The sequence below is a fragment of the Acaryochloris sp. 'Moss Beach' genome (genome assembly GCF_021497025.1).
In the GTDB taxonomy this organism is placed as follows: Bacteria; Cyanobacteriota; Cyanobacteriia; order Thermosynechococcales; family Thermosynechococcaceae; genus Acaryochloris; species Acaryochloris marina_A.
Genome location: NZ_CP071717.1, coordinates 3,087,586 through 3,102,070, shown reverse-complemented (window position 1 = coordinate 3,102,070; position 14,485 = coordinate 3,087,586). Strand labels below are relative to the sequence as shown.

Sequence of the window (14,485 nt, the reverse complement as noted above, 5' to 3'; positions counted from 1 at the left end):
CCATCCTCGCTACCATATTCTGAAGACCAAAATGGTATTTGTAAACACATCTAAAGATTTTGACAATATTTCTAGAAGTAATTTTCTATAGAGTGCCAGTAATTCCCAGAAATATCGATCTACCAGCCCAAACCTATTAGCCCATAAGCATCTACTCTTGGCATTGACGTTCTTTCCTCTCTGCTGGCACAAATGGACTCAGCATGGAGAATGATGGCCAAACTGAAAGGGCTAGGAAGCAAACTGGCAAACGTGTTAGGCAATTACATCCACTACATTAGGATCCACATTCGTATGCCGTAGCCGACCTAACAATTGGATACTTTTTACGATAACCGCAAGGCAATCTAGTCACAGTCCATGATCACGCAAATACCTAGCCATAAAGCAACAGTTCTATGGCTAGGTTTCTAGATGGAAATAAATTTTACTGTGGCAGGTTAAGACACAAAATGTGGCATGACCTGAGCGGAAGTGAGAAGACCACACATCCCTTGTTGGTGGAGTGCAATTCCTGCTTTGAGGTAACCAAAGGCAGGTCCACAAACATTAGCGGCCATGCTAGTTTCATCCCCTAGGGTGAAGGTATGGGTGGAGATTTTACCTTCAAAGGTGCGACCCGTGAGCTGGACATTTGTGCTGAGGGGTTTCTTGGGATTACGAGTATCTACAACACCACCAACAGTGACGCGATCGCGACCACAAATCCCAGCCATTTCTAGGATGATGTCATCGGCATGTTCCATATTTTCCAAGCTGAGGATGCCGTTGGTTGTCTCCAACAGAGTCTCCACCTCAGCATCGGTCATGGCTTTAGCCGTTTCGACGGTATAACCCGGTAAATGGCCAATGTCTTCGCGAATGGTAGCCCGATAGGCTTCCCAGTTGGCAATACCGACCCCAAAGGTGATTTTGACTTGATGAATTTCCGCATAGCTTTGGGCGGCTAGGGCAGCGGCAGCGGTGAGTAAACCGGGGGTCGCGCCACAGCCTGTGACATAGGTAATGCCCGCGTTGGCTAATTCGGCCCGGAGGTCAACGAGCTGCTCCACAGCGCTGGTTCGCTTGATGGCATCGATTAAAACGCCTTTCCAACCTAGGTCAATAAACTGTTTAGCTACCGAGGCCATAAAGGTATTGGGTAAGTTCGGCAGAGCCAGGAAAAAACCGGCAACGTTCTGACTTTGCTGAATCAGATCGGCAATGCTTTGGGTACTGAGGGTGCCACCCGGATCGAGGTAACCGAGAGATCCTTGGGTTTGATAGGTTGCGATCGCACTTTGCAAATCCAAGCCTTCGGGATTGAGGGCAAAGCCTTTTTGGTCTGCAGCTGCGACCAGCTTCATTTGCTGTTTGGGCGCTAAAACCCTAGCTGCGGCCTGTCCGAGCCCGCCAAACCCTAACACACCAACGGGAATCGGCTGGTCTGATGTTTGCAGTGGATTGGCTATATTGGTCACGTGCTTTACCTCGTCTGTCAGACTATCCGTAACAACCTCAAATATTATCGGGCACCGTGGCCCTTTTTAAACTGGATCAGTTCAGCCAAGTTGGAGATAGAAACATATCGCAACTCTGGTTGTAAAACATCTTCAAGTTTGGCTGGCCATTATTCCAGGCAGCCCCTGAACCCAGATCAAAATATCGAACTCGATCGGTTAGCTTTAAAGGAAGACTGCGCGCGATTTAGAATTATGAAAAGAGTTTGGCTCTCTAGCTTATGTGTCCTGAGTCTGGGACTGATTACGGCCTGTTCTCAACTCACCGAAGAACCCGATCTGCCTCCAGAAACGCCAAGTGAATCGGTAAGCCAAAATAGCTCAACCCCCCGCACCTCCCGGAATTCCAGAACTAAATGGGGAGCCGCCTGCCGATACCCCACGACTGGAACAACAGCCTCCAGCAGCGAACCCGAGCCAACCCTTACCCGCTCAACTGCCCCCCGTCGCCAATCCTTCGAGTCAGCCTCCACCCAATCTCGACCCTGAAGACAGCGTAGTTGCCCCAGCACCAACTGTTGCCGCAAACTCCCAAAATCCACGCCAGTTCTGTGGCAATGATCATCTATTTGAGAGCATGAATACCCCTGACTATCAGATTTTTATCTGTTTGAATCAACCCAGCCAGACCGTTAAAAAATATCGCTATGTGGGCATTGAGAAAAAAACGGGGTCGAAAATTGTCTTGCCAGCCAAAACCTCCGGTGAATACTATGCCTTGTCCTATGAAGCCGCCAACGGAGATGTCACCTATAAAATTGAGACGAATCCCCAATCCCTGCGAGATGCCCGTTTAGTGGTGACCCAAGGGAACCAAGAACTACTCAGGCAACAGATTGCTCAAAGAGAGTTGATTCTGGATTAGAACTTAAGATGTTGTTCGCTTAGTCTTCGAGCGATTCCACATACTGTTTAGCGTCTTTCAGGTCATAGCCTAAGTGCAACCGCACCAATTTAACTGCCGAGATTTTGCGGTCTTGAGACAACAGCAGACGAACCTCAGCGTCTAGCTCAGCTCGACTGGGTGATGGGTTGCTTGTTTCTTCTAGTGATTCAATATAGGCTTTTGCCGCTTTGAGGCCATATCCCCATTGCTCAAGAACATAGTTGATAGCATTGATTTTTTGGTCTTTGGCCAGGAATCGCCGGACTTCAGCTTCAACCTGCGCGTAATTCTGCTGTTTGGATGAGTCGTCCACTACATCGATGGGAGGAGGGGTAGGCAAGGTATCAAGATATCGTCGAGCTTCGTCCAGCTCCATGCCCTGTTGTCGCAACTGTTTGACAGCCGTAATCTCACGTCCTTCTGCCACAAGTTGTTGGACCTGCTGGCGGAAATCATCGCTAATGACGATGGGGCCTTGCTCAGAGGAATCGTCTTTGTCGTCGCTTATCACGTTGAGGTCCAAAACAGAGGAATCAACGATAAGAGGTGAGAATTCATCGTCTGGGTGGGTCTTGTCTGCTGGCGAATCAGAGAGATGATCTACATTCGGTGGGTCTGGAGGCAGCTTGGACAAGTCTTCAGAGAAATTCCCGGTCTTTGGTGGAGGAGGGATATAGGGTGGGTCGGGCTGGTCTGGCGAGTTGGCTGCGGTTTCTCCCTGCTTGGGTTGAAAGGCCAACCAGATCACAAGGATGAAGAGTGCACACACCAGAATAATCCCAACACCCATAACGATTGATACTCTCAACTACCATTTGGGCAAGATTATACTTCAGGAGTTGGAATCCGTTGCTGTCATCAGACATTTGTTCTGGACCCAGAGGTTTAATCCATGAAACATCACACTCGGTTGGTTGTATTGCTCAGTCTTTTGATCACGACATCAGGGATGTTGGTGAGCCCCAGGGGATATGCCAACCCTCAAACTTCTGCTCCCCAGACCGCTCCCCAAACGCCGCAAGGCAAAATGCTCACCCGCTTATTTACCAGTTCCGTGGTGTTGGCCAATTGGTTTACGCCCACTTTTTTGTCACAAGTGGCGGCTCCCCAGGTCCAGACCATTATTAACAATATGAAGCAGCAACTCGGTCCTTACCAAGGGGTGCGAGAGAACGGTACTGGGTTTGTAGTGGTGTTTGAAAAAGGCATCGTCCCCACCCGCTTGGTGCTCAATCAGCAAGGGTTGATTTCTGGATTACTGTTTCAAGCACCGCGAGCGCATCCTAAGCCCTCTCAGGATCTAACTTCTGCTTTTAAGGCACTCCCCGGCAAAGTCAGCCTATTGGTGCTTGAGAATGGACAGTCCAAACTGTCCCACAACCCCGATCAGCCCCTCGCTGTTGGCTCTACTTTTAAGCTGGCTGTGCTGAATGTGCTGAAGACGCAAATTGCCGCCAAGCAACAGTCTTGGGATGCTGTGGTGAAGCTACAGCCAAAGCTAAAAAGCTTGCCATCTGGGTTCTTACACACCTGGCCCGACAATTCAGCCTTAACGGTTTATAGTCTGGCGGCTTTGATGATTTCCCAAAGTGATAACACCGCCACGGACCATTTGATTAAACTGGTGGGCAAACCCGCCTTGGAAAAACTTTCTCCTCGCAATACGCCGTTTCTGATGACGCGAGAAGCGTTTGTGCTCAAGAATCCTAGCAATGTATCACTGCGCGATCGCTATCTTGCTACCGACACCAAACAGCGTCAAGCCCTGCTCACTGACTCGGCTCCACTCCCCTCCGTTTCAGATCTAACCTCAGGAGTTCTTTCCCCAGAGATTGAGTGGTTCTATACCACGACAGAACTCTGTCAACTCATGGCAAGCGTTGCCGACTTGCCCGTCACGCAAATTAATCCCGGTTTAGCCCGTCCCCAAGATTGGCAGACCATTTCCTTCAAAGGTGGATCTGAGCCTGGAGTGCTGAATTTCACCACCCAAATGCAAAGCAAGGATGGCAAGACCTACTGTGTCTCTGCCACTTGGAACAACAACCAACCCCTTAAAGAAGCTAAGTTTACGGCGCTATATAGCGGCTTAATCGACAGCCTCAAGTCCAAACCCAAAGAGAAACCAGCAGGGACCCCCAATTAGGGCCTTTGTCCGGGTATGCGGCCTGGGTTAGGTCTACCTGTTCCGCAGGTGAGGAAAGGAATACAACCACCAATGCCAATCCTAGGACCACCGTTAGGTCTCTTGTTCTTCTCTTCCGGTAATTCTGCAACCGGTGCGCACAGTTTAGTCAGTTCAGTGGAAGAGGAGACAGCAGATTGTCTCGCCACAGCCTCCGCTGTTTCCTCCCGAATAACTAACAAGGGGGTTTGCACTTCCGTCGGTTCTAAGGTGACTAGCTGCTCTTGCCCAGGGGCTAAGACTCGACTCATCGGACAGGCTTGATAGAACCCTGGCAGGCTAAAAGATTTGACGGGGCCAACCACGTTATCTTTAATTTCTACCTGCTCACCGGCTTTCAGCCGAATTTGTCCTGCGCCATTATCGTTGGAGACGAAAATAGGCCGACCGGGTTTCTCCGTTAGGGCACTGACTATCGTTGTATTTTGGGTGGAGTCATGGCGAACCGTTAGGGCTGTGCCAAAAGCCACGATTTTGGCCGTCGGTGTAATCACCGTCGTGATTCCCTGTCCCGGCTGAATCATCGATAAGACTAATCCATGCTTGAGCTGAAAGCTCCGAGTATTCGGGACAAAAAAGAACTTGGCGTTGGCATGAATCCTAAATAAGGTGCCTTCATTAAACAGCAGCTTGGCCCAAGCACTAGACCCCGTTTTGAGAATATCCATCGGCACCATCACGTCACCGATTTTGGCAAGACGAGACTTTTGCTTAACTGACTCTAGTTGCACTTGGGAGTCAAAGTCATAGACTTTGGCACTGGTTAAATTCGTTCCTGCTAAGACAGGTTGAATGAACAGCCCACTGAGAATGCTGCCTACTGCAATGCCAGACAACCATCTCTTCCCTTGTAAGCTCATTCTTAATCCTCAAAATTCCAACAACAAATGATGTGCAGCTAAAAATATCAGCCACTGATTGATCTATCAGCCTATTGGTAGACTTCTATGTTGAGGAACCACTCCTCTCGCTGACTTCTAAATAGAGGTCTGAGTTCCAAATCTAGCCTATGCCAACCTTATTCGCTATCTGCTCATGGGCAAGCTGGCCCCTCCTTTCTAGACCGCTCACGCTCATCACCAGTCCTGATCCATCAAAATCTGATCTGATGGCATAAATCTGGAGACTGAACCCTATAAGTTGGAGAAGGCGCTTGTCCGTCCTGGGCTGACTGTAGAACAGAACTACATGCCCCTCAGCCACTCCAGCCAGGGAAAAGCGTAAAATCTACCCATCGTTATGTCACCAGTTAGCGTTAACACGAGTCGATCCACCCGAGCTTTAGAATCGGGAGAAGCCAAGCTATGGGTCGTGTTGGTGGGGGTCAATCATTATGCTGATTCACAACTGTCAAATCTGGCCTATCCGGCTTTAGACTGCCAGGGGTTGGGAGATGCCCTTGCGACTGCGACTGAGGCATTTCCGCAAAAATCCATTGTCTTGCATCACGATCATCCGCAAGCACCAAGCAACTCATCACCAGACTTAGCGAGCGTTCGCACCAGTCTGCAGCAGATTATCAATCAGGCCAAACCTCAAGACACCATTCTTGTTTATTTCTCAGGACATGGCGTCGTTGATCAGCCGACGCAGCAGACCTTTTTATGTCTAGCCAATACCCGTAAAGAACAGCTACTGCAGACGGGGCTTCCCGTGCAAGAATTGCTGGCCACCTTGGCGGATAGCGCAGCTCATCAGCAATTGGTATGGCTAGATGCTTGCCATAGCGGTGGTATGAGCATGCAGTTGGGGAGTAAAGATGAAACCCCAGAAATATTGCCCAATCCTACCCCCCAATTGATGGCTCTGCTGCGGCAGCGGGCGGCCCAGAGCAAGGGGTTTTATGCCCTGCTGTCCTGTGACCAAAACCAACAGTCTTGGGAGTTCCCAGAGCTAGAACATGGGGTGTTTACCTATTACCTGATTCAGGGACTGTTAGGAGAAGCTGCAGATGACGACGGGGTGATTGAAGCTGATGCTCTTTATAAATACGTCTACTACCAGACCCTGCGCTATATCGATAAGGTCAACCAGCAGCTCCGCCTGATCAATCAGCAGAAGCGAGGCCGAGGCGAAACCCAACTGGATGCCGAATATCCCCAACAAACGCCGAAGCGGATTGTAGAAGGGGTAGGGGAATTGGTGTTGGGCTTGCAGCCGGAATTGCCCGTCCATGCCTATCCTCGGCAGGCGCTGATGGTCGCGGGACTAGCAGATAATCCGACGGCTCTGGCATTAGGGAAAGTCTTGCGAGGGGCTGGAGCTTTTGAGCTGACCTACTTCCCCCAATCTGAGCAAACATGGCCGGAAGTGCGAGAAACGATTCAAGCCTGTTTGCAAGTGGCGGATCCAACTCAGCCTGCCCCCACGACTGTGACAACTGCACTCCTCTACTTGCGGGGCAAAACGGAGTTAACGGAAACGGGCGAAGCCAATCTGGTCTTGCCAGAAGGGGTAGCGATTAGTCGGTCCTGGTTGCGTCAAATGCTGCGACGGTCGCCTTTAGCCCAGCAGGTGGTCGTGCTGGACTGTCCTGGAGCAACGGATCTCCCAGATTGGGTTGAAGATTTGCAGACCCATTATCAGGGGCAATGTTTGTTAGCGGCAGCCGCTCCAGCCGATCAGCCAGAACAGTTTGCAGAGATATTGCATGAGACCCTGACCCAGGCCAATGCCCAGGAAGGCATGCCGGTGGCGAGCTGGATTGCTCGGTTACAGACCCAACTTGCAGGGAGTGAGATGCAGTTGCATACCTGGCTGTCCGGGGTACAGGGTGTCATTGAAGTGTTGCCCGGTGGGATGGGGGGCTCGCAGTACTACAGCAGATTTTGACTTAGGAATTTGCCCTTATATGGGTTTGCGGGCTTTTGGAGCCGATGATGCCCCGTTTTTCTTTGGTCGAGAAGTCTTGACTCAGCAACTGATTGAGGCGGTGCGAGAGCAGTCTTTTCTGGCTGTTGTGGGAGCTTCGGGGAGCGGTAAATCTTCAGTGGTGCAGGCGGGGTTGATGGCCCAACTCCAGCAGGGACAGCATATTCCTAGCAGCGACCAATGGTGGATGCGGAGCTTGCGGCCAGGGGCCAAACCAGTACAAGTATTAGTGGAACGGTTAATCGAAAGTGGGACCGCCAAAGAACAGCAGTATCAGCGGCTGCAGCTGGAAGGGATGCTCTATCAGGGCACTGAAGGGTTTGTCTACTGGTTGCGATCGCAACCTCAATCCACCATCGTCCTGGTTATCGATCAGTTTGAGGAATTGTTTACCCTGGCGGCTCCTGAAGATCGTCAGCAATTTTTAGACCTGATTTTTGGAGCCATAGATCATGCAGGTGACCGCTTCAAGCTCATCATCACCCTGCGCAGCGATTTTATTGCGCCTTGTCTGGAATATCCAGCCTTAGCTCAGCGGTTGCCCGAAGCGAATATTCTGGTGCCCCCCGCCCTGACGACGGACAGTTATCGCCACGTCATTTTGAATCCAGCAGAGCAGGTGGGACTCGCGGTTGACCCGGAACTCGTGGAGGTATTGCTGGAAGAACTCAGCAATCTAGCGGGTGATTTACCGCTGCTGGAATTTGTCCTAGAACAGCTTTGGGAACAGCGGCAGCCTGGGGTCTTGACCCTAGCCATTTATCAGCAGCAAATCGGTGGCCTAAAAGGCGCTTTAGAACGGAAAGCCCAAGACATTTACGATGGTTTTGATGCGGAGGGTCAAGCCTGTGCCCAGTGGATTTTCCTGGCTTTGACTCAATTGGGAGATGGAACGGAAGATACCCGCCGCCGAATCAAAAAATCCGATTTGGTGGTGCCTAAATATCCGGCTGCATTAGTAGAGGGCACCTTAAAAGCACTAACGGATGCCAAGTTAGTGATTGTCAGCCTGGAGCAGGACCTAGTCCCAGAAAAAATCTCAAGCAGTAAGGGAGAGGATGCATCCGATAACCCTCCCCCTGAGCCAGAGGATTGGCTGGAATGGATCAAGCAGGATGTGACTGTGGAAGTGGTCCATGAAATTTTGATTCGCCATTGGTCCACCTTGCGCTGGTGGCTAGAAGAAAACCGGGTTCGGCTACAAACGCAGCGTCAAATTGAGCAAGCTGCTGAAGATTGGCAGCAGAGTCAGCAGTCACCAGATTTCCTGTTGCGAGGGGTGCGGCTGGATGCGGCAGCAGAGCTGTATGTGAAGTATACGGACGAGCTATCGGCGGAGGTGCAAGCCTTTGTGCAAGCGGGTTTGTCGGCCCAAGCGCAGGAGCAGAAACAGGCCCAGCAACGACTGCGACGAGCGCGGATTGCAGTCGGCGTTATTAGCTTGTTGGGAGCAGCAGCGACCGGGCTGGCAGGAATGGCTTTTCTTCAACGTCAGCAAACCCAGCTGAGTGAGATTCGGGCCTTAAATGCCTTGTCGGAATCCCAGTTGCGATCGCATCAGCAACTCGAAGCTCTCCTCACCAGTACCCAAGCTGCAAGACAGTTCCAAAGCCTTTGGGGTTGGGGCATTGATGGCAACACCTTAGGAGCGATACGCACCCAAACTGCCCTGACGTTAGGAGATGCGATCGCAAAAACCCAAGAACGAAATCGCCTGGAAGACCATACCCAAAGAGTCACCTCCGTCAGCATTAGCTCATCAGGTCAGTGGATTGCGTCGGGCAGTGATGATCAAACTGTGAGGGTTTGGCAGGCAAACGGCAAGCAACTCCATACTCTGGAAATTAGCGAGAAAGTCAATGATGTTGCTTTTAGTCCTGACGATCAATCCATTGCCGTGATCACCACTCAGGGAATGGTGCAACGCTGGTCTCCCAAAACAGGAAAGCAGCTTTCCAGCTTTACTGCCTCATCTCATGGAACAGGCTTAGCCTTTCATCCCGATGGCCAACAGTTGGCAACCGCAGGGCGAGAATCCGAGATTAAAATCTGGGCTGGCAGTACAGGCAAGCTCGTGAAAACCTTGTCTGGACATCAAGGCTGGGTCAATGCAGTAGCCTTCAACGCGACTGGTACTGTGCTGGTGTCTGCCAGTGAAGATAAAACCGTACGGATTTGGGATGTGGCTCAGGGGCAAACGCTCCACACATTGCCCAAACAGGCCACCGCAGTCACAGATATTGCCATCAGTGCAGATGGTCAAACCATCGCCTCTTCTACGGAAGACGGCACAATTCAGTTATGGACCCTAACAGGCAAGCGACTGCGTACGTTTCAAACAGAGAATGTTGTTGTAACTAGCGTGGCCTTTAGCCCGGATGGCAGCACCTTAGTCTCGACCCATGCCGATCACAGTCTCCGACTTTGGCAAGTGGAAACAGGTAAGCCCTTGTCAGTGCTGCAAGGGCATGGTGCTGCAACCCTAGATGCCGCCTTTTATCCCAACGGCACAACCTTAGTCTCTGCCAGTGTCGATAAACAGGTCCGAGTTTGGTCCATACCCTCTATTTTTGAGGCTGTATCAATCATCCTGGCAATGGCCGTTAGTCCAGACCAGCAGACCTTAGCGATAGCCAGTCTAGACGGCAAGATTCAGCTCTGGCGGTCCGATCCACAAGTGGGTAAGCTACCGTTCAAAAGCTTCAACGGTGATCTAAAGCCCGTTTATGCCCTCCGGTTTAGTGCCGATAGCCAACAGCTGGTATCAGGACATGACAAAGCGATTAGGGTGTGGGATATCCATGAGGGGACGGTGCAACGCACTCTCTCCGGCCATAGGGGCAAAATCAATAGTCTCGATTTCAGTCCGAATGGCAAAACCCTAGTATCGGGCAGTGATGACCAAACCATTCGCCTATGGGATGCGGCAACAGGAAAAACCGTCAAAACGATTCAGGCCCACGATGGCCCCGTGACGAGTGTTGATTTTGGACCTCGCTATCTAGCGTCGGGTAGTGATGACGAGACGGTGAAGCTGTGGCAGCTGGACGGTACTCCAGTCAAAACGTTGACGGGCCATGGCTTGGCGATCGCTCAAGTCCAGTTCAATTCTGAAGGCGATATTTTAGCGTCTGCCAGTTGGGATAATACGATCAAGCTGTGGCAAGACGGGACGTTAGTACAAACCTTGACGGGACATCAAAATGGGGTGATGAGTCTAGCATTTCTCCCTGATCAGCCGATTTTAATCTCGGGCAGTCCGGATCAGTCTGTTAAGGCTTGGCAGGTAGATCAGGGAACGCTGCTCAAGACGCTGGATGGATTGGGTCCTGTGACGCGGGTCAATGTAAAGGATAAGCAAATATGGGTGGGCACAGGAGCGACACTCCAGAAGGCAAATATCGATCTGGACGTTTTATTAGAGAAGGGGTGTCGTCACCTCTCCAGCTATCTCATAACCACTGCTAATCTGCTGCCCTCGCAACGGCAGTGTTCCGAATGATGTTGATTGCTGGCCCAACGTTTAGGTTTAGGCACAGGACGCAACATCAAAATCCTTACAACGGCTATCTGGACAGTGTTCGATCACTACACAGGTGGGATGGGATTATCACATAAGTTAATGCAGAATAAGGCCTCTTCATCCTCTGTTTGAATAGGAAGGCCTTGCTCACTCAACCATCCAGGAACGCTTGAAATCTGATTAGAACTTAAATTCAGGCTGGTGAGTCCCTTGAAGTCCTGAAACACGGAAACATCAGAAAATCGCAAATCTAGACTAAAGAGCCCTGGGATATTTTGCAAAGCTGAGACATCAGCAACCTGGTTGGCCCCTAAATCTAGACTGAACAGTTTTGTAAGCTCCTGCAAAACTGAAATATCAGACAGCTGATTATGACTGACATTCAAACTGGTCAGTCTTGTGAGATCGTGCAGAACTGAAATATCAGAAAGCTGGTTAATACTTAAATTCAGGCTGAAGAGTCCCGTGAGTCTCTTGATAGCTGAAATGTCAGACAGCTGATTGTCACTGACATTCAGCCTATATAGGCCCTCAAGGTCTTGCAACGCTGAGATATCCGTAATCTGATTGCTATGTAAATCTAAACTGATTAGCCCCTTCAGATCTGGCAGGGCGGAAAGGTCGGTAATCTGGGTGAAACTTAAATTCAGGGTGGTGAGGTTCGTGCAGTTTTGCAGAACCGCAATATCTGATATGGGGTTGTAGCTTAAATTCAGATTAGCCAGTTGCTTGAAATCCTTTAGGACTGAAATATCAGACAGCTGGTTATAGCTTAAGTTCAGACTGGTCAGTGCTTGGAGTCCCTGTAAGTCTGAGATCTCAGCCATCTGATTGTCACTGACATCTAGGCTAGTGAGTTCTGTCAGACCTTGTAACACGGCATAATCAATCATCTCGTTTGAACTGATGTTCAGATGAGTGAGTGTCGTGAGATCCTGCAAAGCTGAAATATCAGACACTTCGTTGGAGCTGATATCCAGATGGGTCAACTCTGTGAGGTTTTGTAGGATTGCAATATCAGCAATCTCATTAGCACTAACATCCAGACTTTCAAGTCCTTGGAGGGTTGGTAAGACTGAAATATCTGCAAGCTGATTGCAACTTAAAGACAGATAGGTGAGTTGCTGTAGATCTTGCAAAACTGCAATATCTGAAATCTGGTTAGACCCTAAATCCAGGTGGGTGAGCCCTTGCAGATCTCGTAACACAGAAATATCCGAAATCCAGTGGTTGTAACTGAGATCCAGATGGGTGAGGCCTTTGAGGTTTTGTAGGAAGGAAATCCCCGTTTCCTCGCTAACGCTAATCGCTAGGTGGGTGAGGTCTTGGAGATCTCGCAACACTGAATAATCCGCTGTTGCATTAGAGCGTAAATTTAGGTTGATCAGTTTCGTCAGGTGTTTGAGTTCTGAGATATCAACAATTTTGTTAGACCCTAATCCCAGATGGGTAAGTTGCTTGAGATCCTGGACAAAGGAAATATCAGCAATCAGATTATTGCTTAAGTCGAGTTGGGTCAGGTTCTTGAGTGCCGACAAGCAGGAGTAATCAGAAATATGGGTGGCATTCAAATAAACCGTGGTGAGATTTGCTGCTTTTTGCAGATAGGAGGCAGTCTTCACATCTTGTCCCGAAAGCGCAATGGCTGAGAGTCTTTGAAGACTGTCAAACGGGACGATTGCTGGCGAGACAATATCGAATAAATACAAGGCGGAGAGATGGTGATATTGCTCGATTGATGCTGCCAATAATTCATGGCCATCCACCCCTTGCAAACTCAGCCCAACGATTTGATTTTCATCATTCAGGGCATAAGCATTGGGCTGAATCTGCAAAAGGTTATAGATGTCATCCAGACTTTTACTCAAGTCTTCAACAGAGATTTGCTTGAGTCGTTTCTGGGTTGTTTGTTCTAGGGTATGGATTAAATCTGGTGCAGACATCATGAACCAATAGAGAAACGACCCAACGACTAATCTTATGGCTCCGACCCTAGTCTTGAGTAGTCGGTATAGCCTTGAGCGAGATTTTGATCGCCTTTGCCATAAACAGTAGCAAAGTCGGGCGCATTTAAAGAGGCATCCCTGGCCAGACGGTCCGGCAGATCAGGATTAGCAATAAACAATTGACCAAAGGAGACCAATTCTGCCTGTCCACTCTCTAGAACTTGATTGCCTTTCGATTTGGTATAGCCTCCATTCGTGATCATGACCCCTTGATACGCAGAACGAAAGGTGGGTAGTACTGGATTGATCACGGCCCGCTGGGCTAAATCTTTTTCATTGGGCTCCATCAGATGGATATAGGCCAGGGGGAATGGATTTAGTTGTGCTAACACATAGCTGAAGAGGGCTTTGGGGTTAGAGTCTTGCATGCCATAAAACGTGTTACTCGGAGACAGCTTGATGCCCACGCCCTGGTTGTCTTGCCAAGCCTGACAAACCGCTGCCACCACTTCCAAGAGAAATCGGCTCCGGTTTTCGATGGAACCCCCATATTGATCGGTTCTTTGGTTGGAGCCGTCTTGCAGAAATTGATCGATTAAATAGCCAAAGGCACCATGGAGTTCTACGCCATCAAACCCAGCACGCTTAGCATTCTTGGTCCCCTGGACAAACTGCTCCACAATCACAGGAATTTCGTCTGTCTCTAAGGCACGAGGAGAGTCTAGGGTGACTTTCCCTACAGGAGTATGGAGTGTGCCCGTCGCTGGCAGTGCACTGGGTGCTACGGGTAATTCTCCCTGGAGTAACGCGGGATGGGACACCCGACCGCTATGCCAGAGCTGCAGAAAGATCCGGCCTCCTTGAGCATGAACTGCATCGGTAACCTGTCGCCAAGCGGCTACTTGTTCCTGGGTATAGATGCCTGGGCAGTTGATGTAGCCTTGACTCATGGGGGACACCATGGTGCATTCGGTGACGATTAACCCAGCAGAAGCTCGCTGGGCATAATAGTCTGCCATCAGGGGTGTGGGGATGCCATTCACGGCCCGGAGACGAGTCATGGGAGCCATGACAATGCGATTAGGCAAGGTATGATTGCCTAACTCCAGGGGCGAAAACAAATTGACGGGAGTACTCATAGGGGTTGATCGGAGACGACAAGGGTGATGCGCCTCTACACGCTAAAATAGCTGCTTTGTAAAAACAATTAGGTACCAAAAGGTGCGTGGATGGTACATCAATTTCCAGAGCCAGAAATTTTCACGTTGAATTGTCCCACCCAGCAAATTCTGGATGTGATTTCGGATAAGTGGAGTGTGATTGTGCTGTATTGTTTGGCGTTTCAACCGCGCCGCTATAACGATATTCAGCGGCGCATTGAAGGGATTTCTCAAAAGGTACTCACCCAGTCTCTCCGTCGATTGGAGCGGCATGGTTTGGTGCGGCGGACGGTTTTGTCGGAAATGCCACTGAGTGTGGAGTATTCATTGACGGAGTTAGGAGAAACGTTGATGGATCCGTTGCTTGCGATCGCAACTTGGAGAGTGTTTAGATTTTTGTGTAAGCCGTAACGTA

General features: G+C 49.9%; 11 protein-coding genes. 5 read left to right on the top strand and 6 right to left on the bottom strand.

The window, feature by feature from the left end:
* Positions 1 to 440 precede the first annotated feature (440 nt).
* Positions 441 to 1,460, bottom strand: a complete 1,020-nt coding sequence (locus HRE53_RS14640; RefSeq protein WP_212664079.1) for a saccharopine dehydrogenase-like oxidoreductase — start codon at positions 1,458 to 1,460, stop codon at positions 441 to 443.
* Between the two features lie 296 nt (positions 1,461 to 1,756).
* The gene (locus HRE53_RS14635; protein WP_235106977.1) at positions 1,757 to 2,041 is read right to left on the bottom strand and encodes a hypothetical protein; all 285 of its coding nucleotides are present in this window, start codon (positions 2,039 to 2,041) and stop codon (positions 1,757 to 1,759) included.
* 35 nt (positions 2,042 to 2,076) lie between these two features.
* Here HRE53_RS14635 and HRE53_RS14630 point away from each other — a divergent pair, with 35 nt between their 5' ends.
* Positions 2,077 to 2,364, top strand: coding sequence for a hypothetical protein (locus tag HRE53_RS14630; protein WP_235106976.1), 288 nt, complete (start codon positions 2,077 to 2,079; stop codon positions 2,362 to 2,364).
* Between the two features lie 19 nt (positions 2,365 to 2,383).
* Here the strand turns inward: HRE53_RS14630 and HRE53_RS14625 are convergent, their stop codons facing one another.
* A complete protein-coding gene (locus HRE53_RS14625; protein ID WP_235106975.1) occupies positions 2,384 to 3,175 on the bottom strand; it encodes a hypothetical protein in 792 nt (263 codons plus the stop codon).
* A gap of 102 nt (positions 3,176 to 3,277) precedes the next feature.
* On the opposite strand from HRE53_RS14625, the gene HRE53_RS14620 reads away from it, so the two are divergent.
* On the top strand, positions 3,278 to 4,531 hold the full coding sequence (locus HRE53_RS14620) for a serine hydrolase (protein ID WP_235106974.1): 1,254 nt from the start codon (positions 3,278 to 3,280) through the stop codon (positions 4,529 to 4,531).
* On the opposite strand, the gene HRE53_RS14615 is transcribed toward HRE53_RS14620, so the two are convergent.
* Positions 4,528 to 5,430: a FecR family protein gene (locus tag HRE53_RS14615; protein ID WP_235106973.1), complete on the bottom strand. Its 903-nt coding sequence runs from the start codon at positions 5,428 to 5,430 to the stop codon at positions 4,528 to 4,530. The genes HRE53_RS14620 and HRE53_RS14615 overlap by 4 nt on opposite strands.
* Before the next feature lie 379 nt (positions 5,431 to 5,809).
* Between HRE53_RS14615 and HRE53_RS14610 the strand changes: the two genes are divergently transcribed.
* Both HRE53_RS14610 and HRE53_RS14605 read left to right on the top strand, forming a co-directional pair.
* On the top strand, positions 5,810 to 7,402 hold the full coding sequence (locus HRE53_RS14610) for a caspase family protein (RefSeq protein ID WP_235106972.1): 1,593 nt from the start codon (positions 5,810 to 5,812) through the stop codon (positions 7,400 to 7,402).
* Complete coding sequence (locus HRE53_RS14605) at positions 7,365 to 10,943, top strand: WD40 repeat domain-containing protein (RefSeq protein ID WP_235106971.1); 3,579 nt, start codon at positions 7,365 to 7,367, stop codon at positions 10,941 to 10,943. Before HRE53_RS14610 ends, HRE53_RS14605 begins: the two co-directional genes overlap by 38 nt.
* An 86-nt stretch (positions 10,944 to 11,029) precedes the next feature.
* Here the strand turns inward: HRE53_RS14605 and HRE53_RS14600 are convergent, their stop codons facing one another.
* Positions 11,030 to 12,910, bottom strand: a complete 1,881-nt coding sequence (locus HRE53_RS14600; RefSeq protein WP_235106970.1) for a leucine-rich repeat domain-containing protein — start codon at positions 12,908 to 12,910, stop codon at positions 11,030 to 11,032.
* A 32-nt stretch (positions 12,911 to 12,942) separates the two neighbouring features.
* Positions 12,943 to 14,049 carry an alkene reductase gene (locus HRE53_RS14595; RefSeq protein WP_235106969.1) on the bottom strand — a complete coding sequence of 369 codons (1,107 nt, stop codon included), beginning with the start codon at positions 14,047 to 14,049 and terminating at the stop codon, positions 12,943 to 12,945.
* A 90-nt stretch (positions 14,050 to 14,139) separates the two neighbouring features.
* Between HRE53_RS14595 and HRE53_RS14590 the strand changes: the two genes are divergently transcribed.
* Complete coding sequence (locus tag HRE53_RS14590; protein WP_235106968.1) at positions 14,140 to 14,481, top strand: helix-turn-helix domain-containing protein; 342 nt, start codon at positions 14,140 to 14,142, stop codon at positions 14,479 to 14,481.
* Positions 14,482 to 14,485: the final 4 nt, after the last annotated feature.

What these genes read in the sequence shown, in the direction of transcription:
- HRE53_RS14630 (WP_235106976.1), top strand. Translation starts at nt 2,077, where the DNA reads ATGAATACCCCTGACTATCAGATTTTTATCTGTTTGAATCAACCCAGC.
- HRE53_RS14625 (WP_235106975.1), bottom strand. Translation starts at nt 3,175, where the DNA reads ATGGGTGTTGGGATTATTCTGGTGTGTGCACTCTTCATCCTTGTGATC.
- HRE53_RS14620 (WP_235106974.1), top strand. Translation starts at nt 3,278, where the DNA reads ATGAAACATCACACTCGGTTGGTTGTATTGCTCAGTCTTTTGATCACG.
- HRE53_RS14615 (WP_235106973.1), bottom strand. Translation starts at nt 5,430, where the DNA reads ATGAGCTTACAAGGGAAGAGATGGTTGTCTGGCATTGCAGTAGGCAGC.
- HRE53_RS14610 (WP_235106972.1), top strand. Translation starts at nt 5,810, where the DNA reads ATGTCACCAGTTAGCGTTAACACGAGTCGATCCACCCGAGCTTTAGAA.
- HRE53_RS14600 (WP_235106970.1), bottom strand. Translation starts at nt 12,910, where the DNA reads ATGATGTCTGCACCAGATTTAATCCATACCCTAGAACAAACAACCCAG.
- HRE53_RS14595 (WP_235106969.1), bottom strand. Translation starts at nt 14,049, where the DNA reads ATGAGTACTCCCGTCAATTTGTTTTCGCCCCTGGAGTTAGGCAATCAT.
- HRE53_RS14590 (WP_235106968.1), top strand. Translation starts at nt 14,140, where the DNA reads ATGGTACATCAATTTCCAGAGCCAGAAATTTTCACGTTGAATTGTCCC.